The organism is Bacteroides sp. f07, from assembly GCF_042854785.1.
In the GTDB taxonomy this organism is placed as follows: Bacteria; Bacteroidota; Bacteroidia; order Bacteroidales; family Bacteroidaceae; genus Bacteroides.
Genome location: NZ_BAABXI010000002.1, coordinates 1,120,891 through 1,143,242, shown reverse-complemented (window position 1 = coordinate 1,143,242; position 22,352 = coordinate 1,120,891). Strand labels below are relative to the sequence as shown.

The 22,352-nt window shown below is 45.9% G+C and carries 26 protein-coding genes and 1 tRNA gene; 13 read left to right on the top strand and 14 right to left on the bottom strand.

Going from position 1 to position 22,352, the window contains the following annotated elements; all coding sequences use genetic code 11:
* Nucleotides 1-96: 96 nt before the first annotated feature.
* Nucleotides 97-399, bottom strand: a complete 303-nt coding sequence (locus ACGHVY_RS19445) for a hypothetical protein (RefSeq protein WP_390600822.1) — start codon at nucleotides 397-399, stop codon at nucleotides 97-99.
* A 90-nt stretch (nucleotides 400-489) separates the two neighbouring features.
* On the opposite strand from ACGHVY_RS19445, the gene ACGHVY_RS19440 reads away from it, so the two are divergent.
* From ACGHVY_RS19440 to ACGHVY_RS19430, 3 genes are all read left to right on the top strand, one after another.
* On the top strand, nucleotides 490-741 hold the full coding sequence (locus ACGHVY_RS19440) for a DUF4248 domain-containing protein (RefSeq protein WP_390600820.1): 252 nt from the start codon (nucleotides 490-492) through the stop codon (nucleotides 739-741).
* A 176-nt stretch (nucleotides 742-917) separates the two neighbouring features.
* Nucleotides 918-1,388, top strand: coding sequence for an N-acetylmuramoyl-L-alanine amidase (locus ACGHVY_RS19435; protein WP_390600817.1), 471 nt, complete (start codon nucleotides 918-920; stop codon nucleotides 1,386-1,388).
* A gap of 518 nt (nucleotides 1,389-1,906) precedes the next feature.
* Nucleotides 1,907-2,383 (top strand): HU family DNA-binding protein, encoded by a 477-nt coding sequence (locus ACGHVY_RS19430; protein ID WP_390600816.1) that lies wholly within the window; start codon nucleotides 1,907-1,909, stop codon nucleotides 2,381-2,383.
* A 593-nt stretch (nucleotides 2,384-2,976) separates the two neighbouring features.
* Here the strand turns inward: ACGHVY_RS19430 and ACGHVY_RS19425 are convergent.
* Complete coding sequence (locus tag ACGHVY_RS19425; protein WP_390600814.1) at nucleotides 2,977-3,111, bottom strand: hypothetical protein; 135 nt, start codon at nucleotides 3,109-3,111, stop codon at nucleotides 2,977-2,979.
* 61 nt (nucleotides 3,112-3,172) lie between these two features.
* Nucleotides 3,173-3,394 (bottom strand): hypothetical protein, encoded by a 222-nt coding sequence (locus ACGHVY_RS19420; RefSeq protein WP_390600811.1) that lies wholly within the window; start codon nucleotides 3,392-3,394, stop codon nucleotides 3,173-3,175.
* Between the two features lie 55 nt (nucleotides 3,395-3,449).
* Here ACGHVY_RS19420 and ACGHVY_RS19415 point away from each other — a divergent pair, with 55 nt between their 5' ends.
* Nucleotides 3,450-3,668, top strand: a complete 219-nt coding sequence (locus ACGHVY_RS19415) for a hypothetical protein (protein WP_390600808.1) — start codon at nucleotides 3,450-3,452, stop codon at nucleotides 3,666-3,668.
* Between the two features lie 534 nt (nucleotides 3,669-4,202).
* Here ACGHVY_RS19415 and ACGHVY_RS19410 read toward each other — a convergent pair.
* Nucleotides 4,203-4,499, bottom strand: a complete 297-nt coding sequence (locus ACGHVY_RS19410; RefSeq protein ID WP_390600805.1) for a hypothetical protein — start codon at nucleotides 4,497-4,499, stop codon at nucleotides 4,203-4,205.
* Between the two features lie 139 nt (nucleotides 4,500-4,638).
* On the opposite strand from ACGHVY_RS19410, the gene ACGHVY_RS19405 reads away from it, so the two are divergent.
* On the top strand, nucleotides 4,639-4,893 hold the full coding sequence (locus ACGHVY_RS19405; protein WP_390600804.1) for a hypothetical protein: 255 nt from the start codon (nucleotides 4,639-4,641) through the stop codon (nucleotides 4,891-4,893).
* A gap of 172 nt (nucleotides 4,894-5,065) precedes the next feature.
* Here the strand turns inward: ACGHVY_RS19405 and ACGHVY_RS19400 are convergent, their stop codons facing one another.
* The 7 genes from ACGHVY_RS19400 to ACGHVY_RS19370 all read right to left on the bottom strand — a co-directional run bounded on the left by ACGHVY_RS19400 (nucleotide 5,066) and on the right by ACGHVY_RS19370 (nucleotide 9,210).
* Entirely contained in the window at nucleotides 5,066-5,335 is a 270-nt protein-coding gene (locus tag ACGHVY_RS19400) for a hypothetical protein (RefSeq protein WP_390600802.1), read from the bottom strand.
* On the bottom strand, nucleotides 5,332-5,598 hold the full coding sequence (locus ACGHVY_RS19395; RefSeq protein WP_390600801.1) for a hypothetical protein: 267 nt from the start codon (nucleotides 5,596-5,598) through the stop codon (nucleotides 5,332-5,334). Before ACGHVY_RS19395 ends, ACGHVY_RS19400 begins: the two co-directional genes overlap by 4 nt.
* An 11-nt stretch (nucleotides 5,599-5,609) precedes the next feature.
* Entirely contained in the window at nucleotides 5,610-6,848 is a 1,239-nt protein-coding gene (locus ACGHVY_RS19390) for a DUF4373 domain-containing protein (protein ID WP_390600800.1), read from the bottom strand.
* Nucleotides 6,849-6,854: 6 nt separating this feature from the next.
* Nucleotides 6,855-7,151 carry a helix-turn-helix domain-containing protein gene (locus tag ACGHVY_RS19385; RefSeq protein WP_390600797.1) on the bottom strand — a complete coding sequence of 99 codons (297 nt, stop codon included), beginning with the start codon at nucleotides 7,149-7,151 and terminating at the stop codon, nucleotides 6,855-6,857.
* Between the two features lie 20 nt (nucleotides 7,152-7,171).
* Entirely contained in the window at nucleotides 7,172-7,708 is a 537-nt protein-coding gene (locus ACGHVY_RS19380) for a hypothetical protein (RefSeq protein ID WP_390600795.1), read from the bottom strand.
* Nucleotides 7,705-8,967: a tyrosine-type recombinase/integrase gene (locus ACGHVY_RS19375; RefSeq protein WP_390600793.1), complete on the bottom strand. Its 1,263-nt coding sequence runs from the start codon at nucleotides 8,965-8,967 to the stop codon at nucleotides 7,705-7,707. The genes ACGHVY_RS19380 and ACGHVY_RS19375 overlap by 4 nt, the downstream gene beginning before the upstream one ends.
* Nucleotides 8,968-9,139: 172 nt before the next feature.
* A tRNA-Gln gene (locus tag ACGHVY_RS19370) sits at nucleotides 9,140-9,210 on the bottom strand.
* A gap of 263 nt (nucleotides 9,211-9,473) precedes the next feature.
* Between ACGHVY_RS19370 and rsfS the strand changes: the two genes are divergently transcribed.
* The 3 genes from rsfS to ACGHVY_RS19355 are packed head-to-tail and all read left to right on the top strand — an operon-like array spanning nucleotide 9,474 to nucleotide 12,851.
* Nucleotides 9,474-9,833: a ribosome silencing factor gene (gene rsfS, locus ACGHVY_RS19365; protein WP_308745641.1), complete on the top strand. Its 360-nt coding sequence runs from the start codon at nucleotides 9,474-9,476 to the stop codon at nucleotides 9,831-9,833.
* A gap of 3 nt (nucleotides 9,834-9,836) precedes the next feature.
* Entirely contained in the window at nucleotides 9,837-11,972 is a 2,136-nt protein-coding gene (ftsH, locus tag ACGHVY_RS19360; protein WP_390600792.1) for an ATP-dependent zinc metalloprotease FtsH, read from the top strand.
* Between the two features lie 36 nt (nucleotides 11,973-12,008).
* Nucleotides 12,009-12,851: a phosphatidate cytidylyltransferase gene (locus ACGHVY_RS19355; protein WP_308745640.1), complete on the top strand. Its 843-nt coding sequence runs from the start codon at nucleotides 12,009-12,011 to the stop codon at nucleotides 12,849-12,851.
* A 106-nt stretch (nucleotides 12,852-12,957) separates the two neighbouring features.
* On the opposite strand, the gene ACGHVY_RS19350 is transcribed toward ACGHVY_RS19355, so the two are convergent.
* From ACGHVY_RS19350 to surE, 3 genes are all read right to left on the bottom strand, one after another.
* The gene (locus ACGHVY_RS19350; RefSeq protein WP_308745639.1) at nucleotides 12,958-13,728 is read right to left on the bottom strand and encodes a NigD-like protein; all 771 of its coding nucleotides are present in this window, start codon (nucleotides 13,726-13,728) and stop codon (nucleotides 12,958-12,960) included.
* Nucleotides 13,729-13,820: 92 nt separating this feature from the next.
* Nucleotides 13,821-14,957 carry a lipid-A-disaccharide synthase gene (gene lpxB / locus ACGHVY_RS19345; RefSeq protein ID WP_390600789.1) on the bottom strand — a complete coding sequence of 379 codons (1,137 nt, stop codon included), beginning with the start codon at nucleotides 14,955-14,957 and terminating at the stop codon, nucleotides 13,821-13,823.
* Entirely contained in the window at nucleotides 14,954-15,724 is a 771-nt protein-coding gene (surE, locus tag ACGHVY_RS19340; RefSeq protein ID WP_390600787.1) for a 5'/3'-nucleotidase SurE, read from the bottom strand. The genes lpxB and surE overlap by 4 nt, the downstream gene beginning before the upstream one ends.
* Before the next feature lie 355 nt (nucleotides 15,725-16,079).
* Here surE and ACGHVY_RS19335 point away from each other — a divergent pair, with 355 nt between their 5' ends.
* From ACGHVY_RS19335 to ACGHVY_RS19315, 5 genes are all read left to right on the top strand, one after another.
* Nucleotides 16,080-16,844, top strand: coding sequence for a ParA family protein (locus ACGHVY_RS19335; RefSeq protein ID WP_022138067.1), 765 nt, complete (start codon nucleotides 16,080-16,082; stop codon nucleotides 16,842-16,844).
* 11 nt (nucleotides 16,845-16,855) lie between these two features.
* Nucleotides 16,856-17,746, top strand: coding sequence for a ParB/RepB/Spo0J family partition protein (locus ACGHVY_RS19330; protein WP_308745636.1), 891 nt, complete (start codon nucleotides 16,856-16,858; stop codon nucleotides 17,744-17,746).
* Nucleotides 17,747-18,631, top strand: a complete 885-nt coding sequence (locus tag ACGHVY_RS19325; RefSeq protein WP_308745635.1) for a DUF5683 domain-containing protein — start codon at nucleotides 17,747-17,749, stop codon at nucleotides 18,629-18,631.
* A gap of 34 nt (nucleotides 18,632-18,665) precedes the next feature.
* On the top strand, nucleotides 18,666-19,961 hold the full coding sequence (locus ACGHVY_RS19320) for a transglycosylase SLT domain-containing protein (RefSeq protein ID WP_308745634.1): 1,296 nt from the start codon (nucleotides 18,666-18,668) through the stop codon (nucleotides 19,959-19,961).
* 72 nt (nucleotides 19,962-20,033) lie between these two features.
* A complete protein-coding gene (locus ACGHVY_RS19315; RefSeq protein WP_390600783.1) occupies nucleotides 20,034-22,277 on the top strand; it encodes a RelA/SpoT family protein in 2,244 nt (747 codons plus the stop codon).
* Nucleotides 22,278-22,352 lie beyond the last annotated feature (75 nt).

Sequence of the window (22,352 nt, the reverse complement as noted above, 5' to 3'; positions counted from 1 at the left end):
AGGAACGGGCTTAAAGTTACCCCTTGCGGATGATAGCCCCTGCGGAATAGAAACGCCACCACTATGGCGGCAAGCCGCCACCCCGACCACCACCCCTTAGTTACTCCTGCCAGTCCCAAGCCTTGTGGGTTTCCGGCCTATTACGGGTTTCTGTATTCCCTGCGGGTTTCTGTATTCCCTGCGGGTTTCTGTATTCCCTGCGGGTTTCTTGCGAACTGCGCCTGGCGGCGTGCCCGGCTGACTGTTTGCGCCTTGCGGACAGTCTTTGCAGAATAGCGGAAATTCCCAGCGGTCGGCTTCGCCGTCCGCTCCATGAAGCGGGGCGAAACGCCCCGCCGAAAAGTCACAGACAGAAGAAATTTGTGACAATTGCTCAAATGTCACAAATTTCTTCTCCACCAAGCATATATAACTATATCTACCAAGTATACGGGTAACAACCATGCATTAAAACCCCTACCTTTACATCTATAAACCAATATCATAACCATGTATACCAACATACACCTACAAAACAACTGTCAAAGCCTGACCAACCGGAGTTACGGTTTTAAAGAATTAGCCGTACTCTATTTCCCGAACATCGCACCTGCTTCCGCTTCTATCCGCCTCAAACAGTGGATAAAGGACGACACCGAACTACTCGAAGCATTGGAAGAAACAAACTATCAGCTAAGCAACCGTATCCTTACCCCAAAACAAAAGGAACTGATAACCACCTCTTTCGGCTCGCCCTTTTAAGCCACAGCGCAGCAACTCCCACGGCTACAGCCCGAACCCTCTTCGCTCGGGGAGCGCCCTGCGGCAAGGGGCGGGAGCACCCGTCCCGACAAGCGTTTCCCCCAACGGGGGACGGAAGGGGGGTAGACAACCATACACAACTAAAAAAAGCACCCACATAATCACCCCAAAAAACAATGATTAAACAAAGAAACATCACCCTAATTGTAGTACACTGCACCGCATCCCGCTGCACAAGTAACCTCACCCCGGAAGCCCTCGACGCCATGCACAAACGCCAAGGCTTTGCCGAATGCGGCTATCACTATTACATCACCAAAGACGGAACGATACACCACATGCGCGACATCACCCACATCGGCGCCCACGCCAAAGGCTACAACACCTCGTCGATAGGAGTCGCCTACGAAGGCGGTCTGAACGCTGCCGGACGTGCCGCCGACACCCGTACCGACGCCCAAAAACAAAGTCTTGAAATCCTTCTCCGTTTCCTGCTGCTTACCTATCCGGGAGCAAAGATTTGCGGTCACCGTGACCTCTCGCCCGACCTCAACCACAACGGAACCATAGAACCCTGCGAATATATCAAGCAGTGTCCCTGTTTCGATGCGGCTACCGAATACGGGGACTTAACGGTCAACGGGTAAGTGATTAGTGATTGACACGCAGATACACGCATGAAAGCGTAGCCACTAATCACTAACCGTTAACCGTTCATCGCTCTCTCCTACCTTTGCCGGCAACAATTAAAAAGGAGGTCATTATGAAACCATTTTGGAGAAACACGTTGCGAGTACTGAAAGTTATCGGTAAAATTTTCGTCTGGTTGACAGGTGCAGACAGCCCTGTGGGCGACAACGAAAAGAAAAACGATTAACGGAATAGTGATAAATCATTAACGCTATGCAGCAACTGGCACAACCGTCAATCACTAATCATTTTCCCGTTAATCACTCGAATCTCCCCTGTTTTGAGGGCTGCGGAATACAAACCGCAGCCCTTTTTTCATGTACGTAGGTTAGTGATTAACGGAGTAGTGATTAGTGATTAACGTGCAGATACATGTATGAAAGTGCAGCTATTAATCGCTAATCACTAACCGTTAAACACTACTTTGTAGATTTGCAACATTATTAATCACTAACCCGTTAAACACTAAATTAACATGGCTATTACAATCAAACCCGCATTACGCAAGAATCCGCAAGACAAAGACGCAGCAGCAAAATACTACGCACAAGTAGTACTTGCCCCGGAGATGACACAGAGACAAATCGTTGAACAAATCGCAGACCGTTGTACGCTGACCGGCTCTGACATCAAGGCGGTGCTTGACGCATTGATGGTCGTCATCAAGCGCAACCTCGCAAACGGTTCTCCCGTTCGCCTGGGCGACCTCGGTTCTTTCCGTCCGTCCGTTTCCGGCGTCGGTATCACAACCGCCGACAAGTGCGGCGCAAACAGCGTAAAGAAAGCGCGTGTTATCTACGTACCTTCTACCGAAATCAAAGAAGCCGTTTCTATGTATGCTTTTTCCAAGGCAGGAGCAGGCAGCACGAGCGGAGAAGGCGGCAATGAAGGCGGAGAAACTCCGAACCCTGACGACGGTGGGGAAACTCCCGACCCGGACCCGGCAGCCTAAGCCGACAGACAGTTTGACGGTCTGACCGCTAAACACTGCAAACAAATTTGATGAAAGCCCGGTGAATGAAAAATTATTCGCCGGGCTTTTTTGATGTCATTTTCAGAAAATACGCTTATCAGGGGCTCTTAGAAAACATCAGGAGTTTTTCAAAAAACGTCTGACGAAATAAAAAAAACGTCTGATGGATTTTTCAAAACATCTTGAAGGGTTTCAGGTACGTTTTTACTTCCTTTCCGGCTGTTTTCGGGCGTTTCACGTTTCATTCCCGTATGATTCTATCCGTAAATAAACATAGTGACATAGACAGAAACGCAATTATCTATAAAGTGATGGGAGCGGATAAATGATAAGTTTGCTGTTTTACATCGTATTTTTCCTCTTTTCTTCTACAAAGATAGGTCACGGCCGCCCGTCAGTCAAGAACCGCTACGCTATTTCAGATAAAAATATCCTGCGCTCCTGCGTCGTGCGGTATTTTTATCTGAAATTTCTTGCCTGCCGTTCATCCATGCCCTGTGAGATGTAGATGAAAAAAGGAAAAAAATGGGGTGGGCGGTGCGTGGAGGCGGTTAGCGAGCAGCTTTTTATGTTTACGCCCAATACCCGCCGAAACGGTTGTGCTTGATTACTTTGTCCAACTTCAATTGCTTGCGTCGAAACTTGCTGATTGCCCGTTTGAGCGATTTACGTCCCGATGTACTGCAGTTCTTTTTTTCATTCGGCATTGGTAGCAACGGCAGATGCCAATACCTGTATGTGATTCTTTCATTTCTTACTAGGATTTGATTAAAACGGAAGGTCATCTCCAAGTGCCGGGCGGCAATCTCTTACCGTAAACTTGTTTACTTCAAAGGATTTTATAGAGCAAAGGACATAAGCCTTTCTATTCAAAGATTCTGCTAATCGTTTCGCTTCTGTCTCTGCACTTGTTAAATCACTGTGTCTATATGCCGGGGAGTGCTCCCCTTCTACATATACCATAAAGAAAAAATCTTCTTTCTCGTTCATTCTTGGGTTGTTTAATATAAGTTTTGAGAACTTACGTTTTTTACTATTTTATTTTGTGACATTTGCCCGATTGTCACGGATTTGTTATTTGCACTTTTCGGCGGGGCGCTTCGCCCCGCTTCGTGGAGCGGACGGCGAAGCCGACCGCCGGGAATTTCCAATGTTCTGCAAGGCACAAACTGTCAGCCGGGCACGCCGCCAGGCGCAACCCGCAGGAAGCACAAACACCCGCAACAGGCCGGAAACCCGCAAGGCTCGGGACTGGCAGGAGTAACTAAGGGGTGGTGGTCGGGGGCGGCTGCGCCTTTTGCGCCCGCCACCCCGAACGCTACGGAAAGGGCGGTAAAGGCGCTGACCGCTGCGGTGGCGTTAACCGCCCGCATGGCTTTTTTCGCCCGGGGGCGGAAAAATAAGACAATCCATATTAAACATAACCACGCATTATGCACCCGCCTTGCCTGAACGGCAAGGCGTGCGGGCATAATGACCCGTTATGTTTAATATCGCTACTCCTTTGTTTTTCTTCCGGTCTCTTTTTGGGTGTCCCCCAAAAAGGAAGGCGGAAGGAAAACAATTGCTGTCACGGCGCACGCAGCATCACGTCTGCACGCGCCCGAAGGACGGCGAAGGGCGCTTACTTCCACTATACAAACCCGCTCAACCGTAAACACGGGAACCCTGCACCGCACGGCTGCACTTCATGGTAAATGCCCCGTTTCTGTTATCAACCGAAAAGAGGTAGGGGATTCTCGCCTTAGTCCCGGCGTTAGTGCCGGGCGGAGCGAAACCGCACCGGGCTTCTCAACTGTCACCCACTCCGCAGGGGATACCATTTCCGCAAGGGATACCATTCCGCAGGGGATACCATTCCGCAGGGGATACCACTCCGCAGGGGCTTACATTGCATAGGATACTGCTCCCCTTTGCTGTATTCGGCAAGTGAGGAAGCGGCAGCCGGAGCCGGGTATAAGACGAGAGTAGCTTTCGTTATCATCCGCAAGGGATACCACCGCATAGGCTGTCGCTTGTAGTCCGGCTGTGCCGGGGTGTGAGCGGGAGCCGAAGCCGAATACATCAGGCGGTAGTAACTTCTGTAATCACCCACTTTGCCAGCCTCGACTGTTATACACAGGAGTAACTTTTTGGGAGACTTCCCCCCCAAGAATGTTCCGTAGAAACACTGTCAGAGGGCGGCTTTCTTTGCGCCCATTGGGTAGCTACGGGAAAGCAAGGAAAGCGGCACGGTGCACAGAAACACTGCCTGTCCGAGAAACGCTGCCGGTGAAGGTATGTTCCGGTTAAACACTGACGGAGTGCTGCTGCGGGGGACGGGGCTGTGTGGGCGGCGGTATTCCCGCTGCACGCATTGCCACGAACCACACGGCGGCACGGTGAGCAATCAGACGAACAATGCAATCCCGGCTTTCTTCCGGCAATTGCTAGCACATACCTGGTGGGTTCCCGGCTTCATCAACCCGATAACCCCTGTTAACTGCTAGCAGAATCCGGCAGCCGGCTTCTTCCAGGATGAAACATTTGCTAGCAACCTATTGCAGCTCGAGCACGAGATCCGGAAAAATCTGATAGCAAATCTTTCATTGGCCAAGATCTTCCGGAGCGCATTTTGCTAGCAATCATTTCCCTTGCTCTTTTCCCTCTGCTCTTTTCCCTCTACTCTTTTCCCCTGCCCGCTTTCTCCAACCTGTCAAGTGCCGACAAAAATCCCTGCACGGCTTCGCCCTGCTCCCGATACCTTCGTTTCAGTTCCCCGTGCTCCTTTGCCTCCTGCTTGTAGTGGGTACAGAAACGGGGATACTCCCGCACGATGTGTTTGATAGCTTCGCTGGCCGTTCGTTTTCCAGTAAGATTCTTCAAAATCTCAAGTTGCGTGACTTCTTCGGCTGTCAGTCGTAGCGTGATGGTGCTTACTTTCTCGCTCATAATCGCCCACCCCCTTTCTCTCCAGAGACGGACGGTTGCGGCGAACCGGTGGTTTCTCCGGCTTGTGGACCGGTGCGCTTCGTTTCCGCCTGCTGTTGCTGGTTCATGACTTCCGCCCGTCGATATGCTTCCGCATACGTCCGGCAGCGTATTCCGTATCTCTCGATGGTGACGCCTGCGGCTGTCACCTCGTGTGCCACGCACCACCCTGTACGCATTTTGCGAGGGTAATACTGTGGTATCTTGTTTTTATCATCACTCATAACCGTGTGGCTTACGCCGTTTTTTGCAATTCATTTTTCTTCGCTTTTTTCAGCCGTGACCTGATGAAGCAGCTCACCGAAAGAATCCTGCCTTTCGACCGCCGGATTTCCCGTATTACTTCCTGCAGGACGTCTTCTTTGCCTTTCGCTTCTTCGCACAGTTCGTCCATATCGTAGCTCGGCACTCCAACGCCCGCCAACATCTGCCTTACGTTGTGGACGTCCCCTTTCACCTCACCCGTACGCTCTTCCATCATCCGCAGGCGTCCCGTCTTCACCAGTCCCCACAGGGCGGGCAGCACGTCTCCGGTGAACGAATAATGTCCGCCGCTCGCCTTCAACTCTTCAATCAGTTGCCATATCGGGCTGTCGTCCATGGCTATGTTTTCTATCATCAGAACCTTACGGACATCTCCTTTCGAGCATCCCAGGTTGTAGCAAGTTTCACCCAGCCGCCGCAACTTCAAACGGTATTCATCGGAATGTTCCGGACGTTTCCCGCAGAGTCCTGCAGGGATATTCCCGGCATTCCCCCCCGGAGAGAGTGAAACTTTGTCCTCATCATCCCTTGCCTGCGGAATGGCTTGGGGGATAGAGGGGGAGTTTTCTTTACTTTCTTTTTCTTTGTACCGTTTTTCCGCAGAATCCCGCGGAGTTTCCGGAATTTCCGCGGAACTCTGCGGAATAATGGCATCGGAAGATATTCCGGCAGTGGTCACGGTCTCTTTTCCGGTAGCGGTAGCGGTCGCAGTCTCTCTCCGGACATCCATTTTGGGAGAACCATAAACAGCTTTTCCCGTTTTCGTCTCGATTTCCTGACCGGAGAAAAGAGGTAGCGACGCACCTGTCATACCGGAAGCCGCGTCTTGTATCTCGACAAGCCGTATATCCTCGGGTATCACAATCTTCTTCTTGATTCTCCGGCAGATTTCAAGGTAGCGCAGTTGGATATCTACAGAAGTAAGTACATGATTCGTATGCCAGGTGATGGCGTCGAATATTTCCACTTCCGTACAATATTCAATAATCGTTTCTATCCGCTCTTCGTCGATGCACCAATATTCGGAAACGTCAAAGAGTTGGTCGTCCGTGAAACGGACATAGCAGCCCTCAACCCGGTATATCTCATTCAGAATGTACTGGTATATGGCGTATCCCTCACAGCCGTACCGCTTCTTCAGGCGTTTCACCTTGATATCCTGGAAGCGGTCGGTTTCCGCCTGGTAATATGATAATCCTGTTTTTGCCATGATCGTTTAGATTCTTCTACTGTAATTGGAAGCGAGATAGTTCATTATTTCTTCTTTGCTATAAAGAAACGTTCCGCCCAGTTTGTAGAACGGGATGGCGTGCTCCGCACGCAGGTTTCTCAATGTCGAATTACTGATGTTGAGCAATTTGCATACATCGGTGGAGCGGATGAACGCAACGTCTTCCGGCATGGCGTCGAGCATGACGGGGTCAACGGACTTGTATTTCGGTTCTTCCTGTGCCTGCTTGCCGGCTGTTTTTGCAGGTTCTATGATTCTCATGTTCTTGTTTTCTGTTTTCATAACTCTGTTTTTTTATATTGTTAGTAATCAATTCTTTCGGCAATGTAATTCCCCGTTTCATCGTATATCCATTCGCCGGGACGAACGTTTTCGGAATGGATAGCGTAAAGGTGTGCCCCGCCGTCACCGGGCGCAGGTGCTATATGTTCCGTCACGACTTCCCAGTTTCCGGATTTGTAGGCGGCGCTTCCGACCATTTCCCGGAAAGTGCGTATTACATATACTCTGTCTCTGTTTTCCCTGTCGGTATTGTCACTGTACTTCGTCACAGCACACTGTTTTTCTTCACCGGCTTCCATTATTGGTTCATTCAGATATATGAAGGCTACCCGGTCAAGGTCTTTCAGTTGGCTGCTGTCGAGGGCGTAGATGGTTGCTATAATCCAGCCTTTCAAGACTATTTCCCGGTGTCCTTCTTTGTTGCCGTAATGATGGAGCGCGCGGGTGATTGCTTCTCCCATTTCTTGTTCGGGAATGAGGTTCTTCTCATACGCTATCATGCTGTCGATAGCTTTTTGTTCCAGTTCTGCCTGGCTGATGGTTGCGGTTGATTTCATTCGTTTGCGGCTTTGTTGTTGGGTGATTTTTGCGTTTCCTTCCTGGTGTACAATTCTTTGAGAGCTGCCATGTCGTCCATGACTTTCGTATCTAGAATCTTAGCGTAGATTTGTGTCGTCTTGATGCTGGTATGCCCCAACATTTTCGACACGGTTTCAATCGGTATGCCGTGAGACAGGGTGATAGTAGTGGCGAAAGTATGGCGCGCCATGTGGAAAGTAATGTTCTTGTCTACCCCCGCTTCCCTGGCTACTTTTTTCAGATATCGGTTTATCACCTGGTTGGGCGGTACCGGGAATATATGATTTGTCCGTTTCCCTTCGTGGTATGCTTCATACCTCTTTAATATATTGACGGCAGGTTGCAACAAAGGCAGCATGGCGTGTATGTCGGTTTTCTGACGGTAATAGTTGAGCCAGAGACTTTTGTCGATACCGACATTTATATTTTCATTGGTCAGGTTGCTGATGTCGACGAATGACAGTCCGGTGTAGACAGCAAATACGAATACGTCCCTCACGATGGAGAGGTTGGCGGGCAAAGGGACTTCCTCGATGCTCTTCAGTTCCTTTTCGGAAAGGAATCCTCTTTCGACTTTCGTTTTCTTGGCGTTGAGCAGGCAGACAGGGTTCCGGCTTATCCATTCATTTTGCAAGGCGACATTCATCACCTTCTTGAAACGTTGGATATGCTTTAATGCTCCATTGACAGCACATACGGTATCCCCTTCCCTCTTATACCCTTGCAGATAGGCGTAAAACTCATACACGAACGCTTTGTCAATGGCTGCCAAGTCATAATCGGAGACATGGTATTTGATACGTATAAAGTTGAGCAGGTGTTTCTTCGTTACGTGATAGCCGGTAAATGTACTGGCACGAAGATTTTTCTTCTCCATGATTTCGTGGTAATCGAATAGTGTGCTGATAGTAGAGAACTCATTATCCTGTGTCTGAAACATGAGTTTGAAGTTCTCAATGTTGAGAGGGTAGTTTTTCTGTCTGATTTTGGTCACGGTATCTTCAATCGTGATTTTCAAATCTTCGATATACCGATTGGCTTCTTTGTCATTGGCTGTTTTGCCGAGTGACTTTTGTGCTACCGGTGACCATGATTCAGACCGCAGGTGTAGTTTCGTGGGAATTTCGTATCTTTGTCCCGAAATCGTAACCCGACATGAAAGAGGTGACATTTTTTCATTCGTTCTTCCTTTCCTTATCCAGAAAAGAACATTGAAAGTTTGCTTTTTTTGGCTCATCGTTGTTTTTTTTGAGAACCACTCAAAAAAATATCAAAAAAGAGCATTCGTGTCACCGAATTAGCCACCGAATTAGCGTCAACTTTTTTCGGATGGTATTTGTCAAAGCATGAAAAAACCCGCTAAAATTGCATTTTTAGCGGGTTTTTGTCAGTAAAAAGCTGGTGATTTGTTGGGCTACCTGGATTCGAACCAGGAATGACAGGACCAGAATCTGTAGTGTTACCATTACACCATAGCCCAATGCTTTTCGTTTGCGGGTGCAAAGATACAAATAATTTGGGAAATCAAAACATTTCTGCTATTTTTTTTGCTAAAATCCTAAAATTAGCTTTTTATTGGCAAGTATCTCCACTAAAAAACACAAAAATTGGGGTATAACTTTCTTGTATCCAATAAATCAGCGTATATTTGTCAAAAATATCACGTTTATAACCAGAAACAAAGGGTAGTCTTTTTTTGTTATAAACTAAAAAGAACATGAATTATTAATTTCAATTGCAAGGATGAACGATACTAAAGTATTAATTGAAAAAATAAAAGAAGGAATTCAAGAGAAAAAAGGTAAAAACATAATTATTGCCGATTTAACCAGTATAGAAGATACCATCTGTAAATATTTCGTTATCTGCCAGGGAAACTCTCCCAGCCAAGTAAGCGCCATTGTAGATTCAATCAGAGAATTTACACGCAAAGGTGCTGACAGCAAACCTTTTGCGGTTGACGGACTTCGGAATGCAGAATGGGTAGCGATGGACTATTCTGATGTATTGGTACATGTCTTTTTACCGGAAACAAGAAGTTTCTACAACCTTGAGCATCTTTGGGCAGATGCCAAACTTACTCAAATCCCCGATCTAGACTAATTTATGACTATGGACAATAATAGTAATAATAACAATAGCAACAAACCTAACAATAAGGTTAATTTGCCGAAGTTCAATCTGAACTGGATGTATATGATTATTGCCCTGATGCTTCTCGGCCTCTGGTGGGGCAGTGATTCAAAGGGTGCTGGAAGCAAATCTGTTACTTACAGCGAGTTTCAGGATTACGTTAAAAAAGGGTATATCAGCAAAGTATTGGGTTATGAAGATAAGTCAATCGAAGCATACCTGAAGCCAACTGCCGTAGGTGCTGTGTTTGGCGCAGACTCTACGAAGGTAGGACGCAACCCTATCATTACAAGTAGAACTCCGTCCACCGATAAACTGGAAGAATTTTTGCAGGCAGAAAAAGAAGCCGGCAATTTTGACGGTACATCGGATTATCCACCTAAATCGGATCTATTCCCTGCTATCTTGATTCAGATACTTCCGCTTGTTCTGCTGGTTGCTTTATGGATATTCTTTATGCGACGCATGAGCGGTGGTGGCAGCGGCGGTCCCGGTGGTGTTTTCAATGTAGGAAAATCCAAAGCGCAGCTTTTTGAAAAAGGCGGCTCTATCAAAATTACTTTCAAGGATGTAGCAGGCCTGGCAGAAGCCAAACAAGAAGTGGAAGAAATTGTAGAATTCTTGAAAGAACCTCAAAAATATACAGACTTGGGTGGTAAAATACCTAAGGGCGCATTATTGGTAGGCCCTCCGGGAACCGGTAAGACACTGCTTGCCAAGGCTGTTGCCGGCGAAGCGAATGTGCCATTCTTCTCTTTGGCAGGTTCCGATTTTGTGGAAATGTTTGTAGGCGTAGGTGCATCCCGCGTCCGCGACTTGTTCAAGCAAGCAAAGGAAAAAGCTCCTTGCATTGTCTTTATTGACGAAATTGATGCTGTAGGACGTGCACGTGGCAAAAACCCTGCAATGGGTGGAAATGACGAACGCGAAAACACATTGAACCAACTGCTGACAGAAATGGACGGTTTCGGTTCTAATAGTGGCGTTATCATTCTTGCCGCTACCAACCGTGTGGATGTATTGGATAAGGCATTGCTCCGTGCCGGACGTTTCGACCGTCAGATACACGTAGACTTACCCGACCTGAACGAACGTAAAGAAGTATTCGGCGTACATTTACGCCCGATTAAGATAGACGATACCGTAGACGTGGATTTACTGGCACGTCAGACTCCGGGATTCTCCGGTGCGGATATTGCCAATGTCTGCAACGAAGCGGCATTGATTGCAGCCCGTCACGGCAAGAAGTTCGTAGGCAAACAGGATTTTCTGGATGCTGTAGACCGTATCATTGGTGGTTTGGAAAAGAAAACCAAGATTACGACCGAGGCCGAAAGACGTTCTATCGCTTTGCATGAAGCAGGCCACGCCTCTATCTCATGGCTATTGGAATATGCTAATCCATTAATAAAAGTAACAATCGTTCCTCGCGGACGTGCATTGGGTGCTGCCTGGTATCTGCCGGAAGAGCGTCAGATTACTACTAAAGAGCAAATGCTTGACGAAATGTGCGCAACTCTTGGTGGACGTGCAGCCGAAGATTTATTCATAGGCCGTATCTCAACAGGAGCTATGAATGACTTGGAAAGAGTTACCAAACAGGCCTATGGCATGATTGCTTATTTAGGCATGAGCGACAAGTTGCCGAACTTGTGTTACTATAATAATGAAGAATATTCTTTCAACCGTCCATACAGCGAAAAGACTGCCGAACTAATTGACGAAGAGGTCAAGAAGATGATAAACGAACAGTATGAACGTGCCAAGAAAATTCTATCCGAACATAAAGAAGGACACAACGAACTGACGCAGTTACTGATTGACAAAGAAGTAATCTTTGCGGAAGACGTCGAACGTATCTTCGGAAAACGTCCATGGGCATCTCGTTCGGAAGAAATCATGGCTGCTAAAGAAAGCCAGGATGCAGCAAAAGCAGAAAGACAACTTGCTGAAAAGCTGAAAAAAGAAGAACAAGAAATAAAAGAAGAGGAAGCTGAAAATACCGCTGAAGAAAAAGCTGTTACGGGAACGAAGGTGACTGCAGAAGGAACGAAAGTGACCGTAGAAAGAAATACGGCTACGAAAACAGAAACCAACGAGGAAAAGTAAGCTATCCAAAATCCAACTAATTTAAACACGCTGATTTTGATTAACAATTTTATAAAACGAGCTATTACGGGTGTACTCTTCGTTGCCATCTTGGTGGGGTGCATCCTTTACGATTCATTCAGCTTTGGTATTCTATTCACTATTATCAGTGCGCTGACTATTTATGAGTTCGGGCAGTTGGTGAATATGCGGGCGGAAGGAGTCAAGATAAACAAGACGATTACAATGCTGGGCGGAGCCTATTTATTCCTTGCAATAATGGGCTTCTGCATTGACGCAGCCGATTCGAAGATTTTTATCCCGTATGTACTTTTGCTACTCTATATGATGATCAGCGAATTGTACTTAAAAAAGGAGAATCCGGTACTCAACTGGGCTTATTCCATGCTCAGTCAACTTTATATCGGTTTACCTTTTGCTATGCTGAATGTATTGGCATTTCATAACGATCCGGAGTATAGCAGCGTGAGCTATAATCCGATTTTACCATTGTCCATCTTTATATTCCTTTGGTTGAATGACACAGGCGCATATTGCATCGGGTCACTTATCGGCAAACACCGGTTGTTTGAACGTATTTCACCTAAGAAATCCTGGGAAGGTTCTATTGGCGGCGGAGTAGTAGCTATTGGAGTTTCTTTTATACTCGCCCACTATTTTCCGTTTATGTCCATATCGGAATGGGCCGGACTCGCATTAGTAGTCGTTATATTCGGTACATGGGGAGACTTGACGGAATCATTGTTCAAGCGTCAACTGCACGTTAAGGATTCAGGGAATATCCTTCCGGGACACGGCGGAATGCTTGATCGGTTCGACAGTGCTCTAATGGCTATCCCGGCAGCAGTAGTTTACTTGTATGCCTTGACTTGGTTTTAAACCGGTTTACTTCCAGAAAAACAGAGTCGCCACAAAATAGTAAAGGTCGGGATGCTTCCGGAGAAGCTCCCGACCTTTTTTACACACAGTAAATCATAGTTAGAGGTTATCGGATTGAAGAAGTAGAATGTACATCCTTCGCTTTCTCCGGTACACCCACCGGATGGTCAAAGTCAAGTACGATAACTCTTCCTTCTCCATTTTCTTTTGAGTTTATTGCAACCTTAAAACCTTTCATCGGAGTTTCCCCCTCTTTCTCTGTCGGATAGAAATCAGCCAGATTATAAGAAACTCGTCCCCATCCCCAATAACCGGTCTTGTCATCATACGTATTATAACGCAGTTCCAAATGCACATAACCGTCTTCTGCTACCTTGAATGGTGTCGGTTCTTCTGTATCTATCAAGTTTTGCACAAGACTGATACGGTGTTTTTCCGAACGAGGTATATCCTGACGGAAGATAATATTCAAGAACTTTCCTCCCAACCACATATCACCCTCATAAATCACGATAGGATCGTTTCCAAATTCTTCGGATTCTTCTATCGTTTTCATCTCTTCCACTTCTTTCGTCAGCACATCCTGAATCCCCTCCATTTTCACCTGGACACCATTTTTCACATCATATAAAGGATTGAAGAATGCCACTACACGTTCGCCGTCTACCGGCCTGTACCAAGGAATAGAAGTACTGACCGGATCAATAATCCCCCAACGGTCACCCTCCAGATAATAACTACCGCCACCAGTTGTACGAACCGTTGCCCAGTCCCAGCTAAAATCTCCGATAGAATAGCCGTCATTATCATCACACGACTGCAACATTGGCACTAACGCCAATAATAAAACACCTAAAAGCCACTTAATTTTTTTCATATCTGTTCCTTTCTTATTTTAACCTTCTGTACTATAAATAAAAAAGCCGTGCATTTACTGCATCGGCTTTACGTTTATTCAGAAAAAGAAAGCTATTTTTTCAACAGGCGCAACATTTCACGTGCCGCATGACGGGGAGCACCGGCAGGTCCCAACCGTTCTGCCATATACTCGTATTCTTTGAGCATTTGACTTCTATACTTCTCATTTTCAAGTATATTCTTCAATTCATATTGCATATTCCTCACGGTCATCGTATCGGCCACCAACTCTTTCACAACTTCGCGGTCGGCAATCAGATTGACCAACGAAATAAACCTCACCGTCAGAATATGACGTCTCAAAAACGAAATAACCTTTCCGATTGGCGTATGATAACAAACCACTTGTGGAACACGGAACAAAGCCGTCTCAAGAGTAGCTGTACCCGAAGTAACCAAAGCAGCATCCGCATGCTGCAAAAGGCGATATGTCTGTCCGAAAATGATTTTCACTTTCGCATCACCCATGTATTGCTTGTAATATTCGGGAGCAATGGAAGGAGCACCCGCCAGGACAAGCTGATAGTCAGGAAAAGCGGAAGCAGCTTTTAACATATCCGGCAGATTATCCTTTATTTCCTGTTTACGGCTTCCCGCCAAAAGAGCAATTATCGGTTTATCCTCCAGTTGGTTTTCTCCAACAAACGTTGCAAAGTTTTTCGGATGTGCTTCCTGATAGGCAGTGACCTCATCTACCGTAGGGTTTCCCACATAATGAATAGGAAACTGATGCTTCCCTTCGAAAAACTCCACTTCAAAGGGAAGAATGGAGAAAAGCTCGTTCACATCACGTTTTATATTCTTAATGCGATATTCTTTCCAAGCCCATATTTTGGGAGAAATATAATAATAAACCGGAATGTGAGTCTTGGCGTGCACAAACTTGGCAATATCGAGGTTGAATCCCGGATAATCCACCAAGATGACCACATCAGGATTCCAGGAAACAATATCCTCCTTACAACGCTTCATGTTTGCAAAGATGGTACGCAGATGAAGCAGTACAGGAATAAATCCCATATAGGCTAATTCCTTATAATGTTTCACCATTGTTCCACCGACAGCAGCCATCAATCCCCCCCCGAAGAAGCGGAAATCGGCTTGAGGGTCTTCCTCTTTCAAAGCAGACATCAGATGTGAAGCGTGTAAATCGCCGGATGCTTCGCCAACAATCAGATAATACTTCATTTATTAAACCATTTATTAAGTTCGTCCATAAAGCCATAAGCCGTCAAATCAACGGTAGTTGGAGTGATAGCGACATAACCGTTAGCCAGTGCCCAATGATCATTCTTCTCATTTTCGGGTTCATGGTCGGTAAATTCACCTGTCAGCCAAAAATAATTAGAATCAGTCAAACGGGGGCAAGCAGCCCATTCGTTGATCCAACGCCCCTTTGCCTGTTCGCAGACTTTCACTCCTTTTATATCGGCAGTATCCGGAAAATTCACATTAAGACAAGTCAAAGGAGGAAGCCCTTTTTCCAATACCATCGCAGCGATATTGCGGATATAAGGACCGGCAGCATCAAAGTCAGCATCCGGTTCATGGTTGCACAAAGAGAAGCCGATGGAAGGGATTCCATTCACACAACCTTCAATTACCACCCCCATCGTACCGGAATAATGCACATTTGTAGCCGAATTATCTCCGTGATTAATCCCACCGACCACCAAATCCGGCGTCCGGTCAAGCACAGTATTTCGTGCCAACTTGATACAATCGGTCGGTGTTCCCGAACATTTATACACAGTCAGCCCTACTTCTTTCTTGACAAGTTGATAATGAACAGGCTGAGTCACCGTCAGCGCGCAGCCACTTCCCGAACGCGGAGAATCGGGAGCCATTACAACGATTTCCCCCAAGGGGCGAAGAAACTTCACCAGTTCATTTATACCTTTAGCCATTACGCCATCGTCATTCGAAACGAGTATCAACGGCTTTTCATTTTCCATACATTCAATCCTTTCCTTTTAATATTTGCACAAAAGTAACAAAAAGAAGCCGTACCGCCAAACCCTCTTTCCTTCAGATGAAAAAGTATCTTTCCGTCCCCATTCTCACCCGTTTACAAATCTTAATCTTCTGCAAGCGAGCAAAAAAAAGAAATAGATATCCAATATAAATATGTATATTTGCAAGCTCAGAAAGAGAATAGTAGATGAAGAACCCGGCAGAGTTTGATAACCGTTTTGTCCGACAGTTATTAACAAAACAGGTGACTTATCAACAGAAATTGCAAAGTTTCTCTTTTTTCGTAGGCGCTCTAAGGATTTATCACTTATTTCGCTGCCAATAAATTTAGAGAATATGGGAAAAATTATTGCTTTGGCCAATCAAAAAGGCGGTGTAGGAAAGACAACGACTACGATTAACCTCGCAGCTTCGCTCGCTACACTCGAAAAAAAGGTACTCGTGATAGATGCCGACCCGCAAGCTAATGCCTCTTCCGGACTGGGAGTAGACATCAAGCAGTCGGAGTGCACTATCTATGAATGTATTATTGATAGAGCCAACGTACAGGACGCTATCCTCGACACGGAAATTGATTCTTTAAAAGTAATCTCTTCGCACATCAATCTTGTAGGAGCAGAGATTGAAATGCTGAACCTCCCAAACCGCGAAAAGATTCTGAAAGAAGTACTCACCCCTTTGAAGAAAGAATATGACTATATATTGATAGACTGTTCGCCTTCATTGGGACTTATCACTATTAATGCCCTGACAGCAGCCGACTCTGTGATTATCCCCGTACAAGCCGAGTATTTTGCTCTTGAGGGTATCAGCAAACTGCTGAACACCATCAAAATCATCAAATCAAAACTGAATCCGGCCTTAGAAATCGAAGGTTTCCTGCTCACGATGTACGATTCACGTCTGCGTCAGGCGAACCAAATCTATGATGAAGTGAAACGTCATTTCCAGGAATTGGTGTTCAACACTGTTGTGCAACGGAATGTCAAACTGAGCGAGGCTCCCAGCTACGGTATCCCAACCATCCTTTACGATGCGGACTCTACCGGCGCCAAGAATCACCTGGCTCTTGCTAAAGAGATTATCAACCGAAATAAATAAAAGAAGAAGATATGGCAACACAAAGAAGAAATGCATTAGGACGCGGACTTGACGCCTTGCTCTCGATGGATGATGTGAAAACCGAAGGGTCTTCTTCCATTAATGAAATAGAGTTGGCAAAGATTGCCGTCAATCCCAACCAGCCCCGCCGTGAGTTTGACGAAACTGCATTGCAGGAACTGGCTGATTCAATTGCTGAAATAGGAATTATCCAACCTATTACTTTACGCAAGGTGTCGGACGACGAATATCAAATTATCGCCGGAGAACGTCGCTACCGTGCTTCGCAAAAAGCAGGATTGAAAACAATCCCCGCTTATATCCGCACCGCCGACGACGAAAACATGATGGAAATGGCGCTGATTGAGAATATCCAGCGCGAAGACCTGAATGCCGTAGAAATCGCACTTGCCTACCAGCATCTGCTCGACCAGTACGAACTGACCCAGGAACGCCTGAGCGAACGCATCGGCAAAAACCGGACAACAATCGCCAACTACCTCCGCCTGCTGAAATTGCCGGCTCCCATACAGATGGCTCTACAAAACAAGCAGTTGGATATGGGGCATGCGCGTGCACTCATTTCACTGGGCGATCCCAAACTACAAGTTAAAATATTCGAAGAAATACAAGAGCACGGATATTCAGTCCGTAAAGTAGAAGAAATTGTTAAATCATTAAGCGAAGGAGAAGCAGTGAAAAGCGGTACGCGGAAAATAACTCCGAAGCGTGCCAAACTTCCGGAAGAGTTCAACTTACTGAAGCAGCAACTCTCAGGCTTTTTCAACACCAAGGTACAACTCACCTGCTCCGAAAAGGGGAAAGGGAAAATCAGCATTCCTTTCGGAAACGAAGAGGAACTGGAACGCATCATGGAAATCTTCGACACGCTAAAGAAGTAAATGACTAGAAAAAGTAAAAAATATCAATTACTCGTCATCACCCTGCTTCTCTGTTTCTTACAGGTGGCAGGGATTGATGTGTATGCACAATCTAGTGTAACTCCAGTACAAAAAGATACAACCATCATGCAACGGGAAGCGCCGAAAGCCCGTGCACGAAGGCATCGTGAACCGGTTGCGCAGGATTCGTTAAAGAAAGATTCTATCCGGCTCATACCATCCAAAGCACTTCCGTCCGTTGACAGTTTATCTGTCGCCAAGATACAGATAGCGGACAGCTTGGATGCAGCCAACAAAAAGGAACTGAAAAAGATAGAGCAACCGGCATCTATCGTTGTCAAGACAGACAGCGTTCCGCCTGTGCAGGATATCAACAAGAAGATTTTCATCCCGAATCCGACCAAAGCGACCTGGCTGGCAGTCGTATTCCCCGGTGGCGGACAGATTTACAACCGTAAATACTGGAAGTTACCTATTATATACGGTGGATTTGCTGGTTGCGCCTATGCCTTGAGTTGGAACGGAAAGATGTATAAAGACTATTCACAAGCTTATCTGGACATCATGGACAGCAACCCGAACACCAAGAGTTATGAAGATTTGCTACCACCCAACGCAACTTACAACGAGGAGCAGTTGAAAAATACATTAAAACGAAGAAAAGATATGTTCCGGCGTTACCGGGATCTCAGTATATTTGCATTTATCGGAGTTTATCTCATCTCTATCATCGACGCTTATGTAGATGCAGAGTTATCCAACTTCGATATAACTCCCGACTTGAGTATGAAAGTAGAACCTGCTGTTATCGACAACAACAATCAGTTCCGCTCCAGTAGTTTAAAAAGCAAGTCGGTTGGTTTGCAATGCGTATTACGATTTTAGAAAACACAATTTAGATTGATCTTATTATTGAAGCATGAAGAAATTAGTAAACTATTGTTCGATTATTTTCCTTTTACTGGTAGCAACGTCTCAGGTAAGAGCGCAAAGTGTAGATGTAGTGATTCGTGAAAATGGAACTGAACGCAAAGAAAGCATCGACCTGCCTAAGAGTATGACATACCCTCTCGACAGTCTGCTGAATGACTGGAAAGCTAAAAATTACATTGACTTAGGCAAGGATTGCAGTACAGCGGAAATCAATCCCCTGTTCAGTGATTCTGTTTACATCGACCGTTTGTCACGTATTCCGGCCATAATGGAAATGCCTTACAATGATATTGTACGCAAATTCATTGATATGTATGCGGGACGCTTGCGCAATCAGGTTTCTTTCATGCTGAGCGCCTGTAACTTCTATATGCCGATTTTCGAAGAAGCACTGGATGCATACGGACTTCCGCTGGAATTGAGATATCTTCCGATTATCGAATCCGCGTTGAATCCTTCGGCAGTATCCCGTGCAGGAGCCTCCGGTCTATGGCAGTTTATGATTGGTACCGGAAAAATCTATGGTCTGGAATCCAACAGTCTGGTAGACGACCGTCGCGACCCGATAAAAGCGACATGGGCTGCTGCCCGTTACCTCAAGGAGATGTATGCCATCTACGGAGACTGGAATCTTGTGATTGCTGCTTATAACTGCGGTCCCGGCACTATCAACAAAGCCATCCGCCGTGCCAATGGCGAAACGGATTATTGGAAAATCTACAACTACCTGCCCAAAGAAACACGCGGATATGTACCTGCCTTTATCGCTGCCAACTACGTGATGACTTATTATTGCGACCACAATATCTGCCCGATGGAAACTAATATTCCGGCCAGCACAGATACAGTGCAAGTCAACAAGAACCTGCACTTCGAACAGATTGCCGATCTTTGCAATGTTCCATTAGACCAGGTTAAAAGTTTGAATCCGCAATATAAGAAATCTATAATTCCGGGTGATAACAAGCCTTACACACTTCGACTACCCATCGAAGCTATCAGCAGCTTTATCGACAAACAAGATACCATCTACGCACACCGCGCTGACGAATTGTTCCGCAACCGTAGAACAGTGGCTGTGAAAGATGTCACGCCTGCAACACGCAAAACGACAACAGCCGTAGCCGGTAAAGGAAAACTGACCTACCACACAATAAAAAGTGGAGACACTTTGTCCTCCATCGCCGGAAGATATGGTGTCAAAGTTAAGGATATACAGCGGTGGAACGGACTGTCCAGCACAAAGATTGCGGCAGGAAAACGATTGAAAATATACAAATAAACGGCTTCCCGCTTGCACCGTTCGGAAATTTGCTTATTTTTGCAAAACTAAGCAAGTGAAAGGATAACAATTATGGATAATCTGACCCCCAAAGAAATAGCTGATGAAGAGATGATCAATCAGGCGTTCCACGAACTACTGAATGATTACCTCAGCACCAAACATCGCAAAAAAGTTGAAATCATCACGAAGGCTTTCAACTTCGCCAACCAAGCGCATAAAGGCATCAAACGCCGTTCGGGCGAACCTTATATTATGCACCCGATTGCTGTGGCAAGTATCGTATGCAATGAAATAGGGCTTGGTTCCACTTCTATCTGTGCCGCTTTGCTGCATGACGTAGTCGAAGATACGGATTATACGGTGGAAGACATCGAGAATATCTTTGGTCCCAAGATTGCTCAAATTGTAGACGGGCTGACCAAGATATCCGGTGGAATCTTCGGTGACCGTGCTTCGGCACAGGCAGAGAACTTCAAGAAGTTACTGCTCACGATGTCAAACGATATCCGAGTTATCCTTATCAAAATAGCCGACCGCCTGCACAATATGCGAACCCTCGGTTCCATGTTGCCCAACAAGCAATACAAGATTGCGGGAGAGACTCTTTATATCTATGCCCCATTAGCCAATCGACTGGGACTTTACAAGATAAAGACCGAACTCGAAAATCTGAGTTTCAAATACGAACATCCCGAAGAATATGCGGAAATAGAAGAGAAGCTGAACGCCACAGCCGCCGAACGCGACAAGGTTTTCAATGACTTCACAGCTCCTATCCGCACCCAACTGGACAAGATGGGATTGAAATACCGGATACTTGCCCGTGTGAAATCAATCTACTCTATATGGAACAAGATGCAGACCAAGCATGTGCCCTTTGAAGAAATCTATGACTTGCTGGCTGTCCGAATCATCTTTGAACCACGCAATATAGAAGAAGAGCTCAACGATTGTTTCGATATTTACGTTTCTATCTCCAAGATATACAAGCCTCATCCCGACCGCCTGCGCGACTGGGTGAGCCATCCCAAAGCGAATGGTTATCAAGCCTTGCACGTTACTTTGATGGGCAACAACGGACAGTGGATCGAAGTTCAGATTCGTAGTGAACGAATGAACGACGTTGCCGAACAAGGCTTTGCGGCCCACTGGAAATACAAAGAAGGGGGCGGCAGCGAAGATGAAGGCGAGCTGGAGAAATGGCTGAAGACTATCAAGGAAATATTAGATGATCCGCAGCCGGATGCCATCGATTTTCTGGATACTATCAAGCTGAACTTATTTGCTTCTGAAATATTTGTATTCACACCAAAAGGGGAACTGAAGACTATGCCGCAGAACTCAACGGCACTTGACTTCGCTTTTTCCCTGCACACGGATATCGGCAGCCATTGTATCGGCGCCAAAGTGAATCATAAATTAGTGCCGTTAAGCCACAAGTTACAAAGCGGTGACCAGGTGGAAATACTGACGTCCAAATCACAGCGTGTACAACCGCAATGGGAAGTATTTGCAACCACTGCACGCGCCCGTGCCAAGATAGCGGCAATTCTCCGTAAAGAGCGCAAGGCAAACCAGAAAATCGGTGAAGAAATTCTCAGTGAATTTCTGAAGAAAGAAGAAATCCGTCCGGAAGAAGCCGTTATCGAGAAGTTACGCAAGTTGCATAATGCCAAGAATGAAGAAGAATTACTGGCTGCTATCGGCAGTAAAGCAATCATCCTGGGAGAAGCGGACAAAAATGAACTGAAAGAGAAGCAAACCAGCAACTGGAAGAAATATCTTACTTTCTCTTTCGGCAACAGTAAAGATAAACAGCAGGAAGAAAAAGAACCGCAGGAAAAAGAAAAAATCAATCCGAAACAAATACTCAAACTGACGGAAGAAAGCCTGCAAAAGAAATATATCATGGCAGAATGTTGTCATCCCATTCCGGGTGATGACGTGCTAGGTTATGTGGACGAGAACGACCGGATTATTATTCATAAACGCCAATGCCCCGTTGCCGCCAAACTGAAAAGCAGTTATGGCAATCGTATCCTGGCAACAGAATGGGATACACATAAAGAGCTTTCTTTCCTTGTCTATATATATATAAAAGGAATAGACAGTATGGGACTTCTGAATGAAGTGACTCAAGTCATCTCTAGACAGCTCAATGTAAACATCCGCAAGCTGACCATAGAGACCGAGGATGGTATCTTTGAAGGTAAAATACAATTATGGGTACACGATGTGGAAGATGTGAAAACAATCTGCAACAACCTGAAAAAGATTCAGAATATCAAGCAGGTAAGCCGTGTGGAAGAATAATAAAATCAGTATGAACATATAAATAAATGGCGGACAATTATGCAACAGTATGTGTAATTTATCTGCCATTTATCG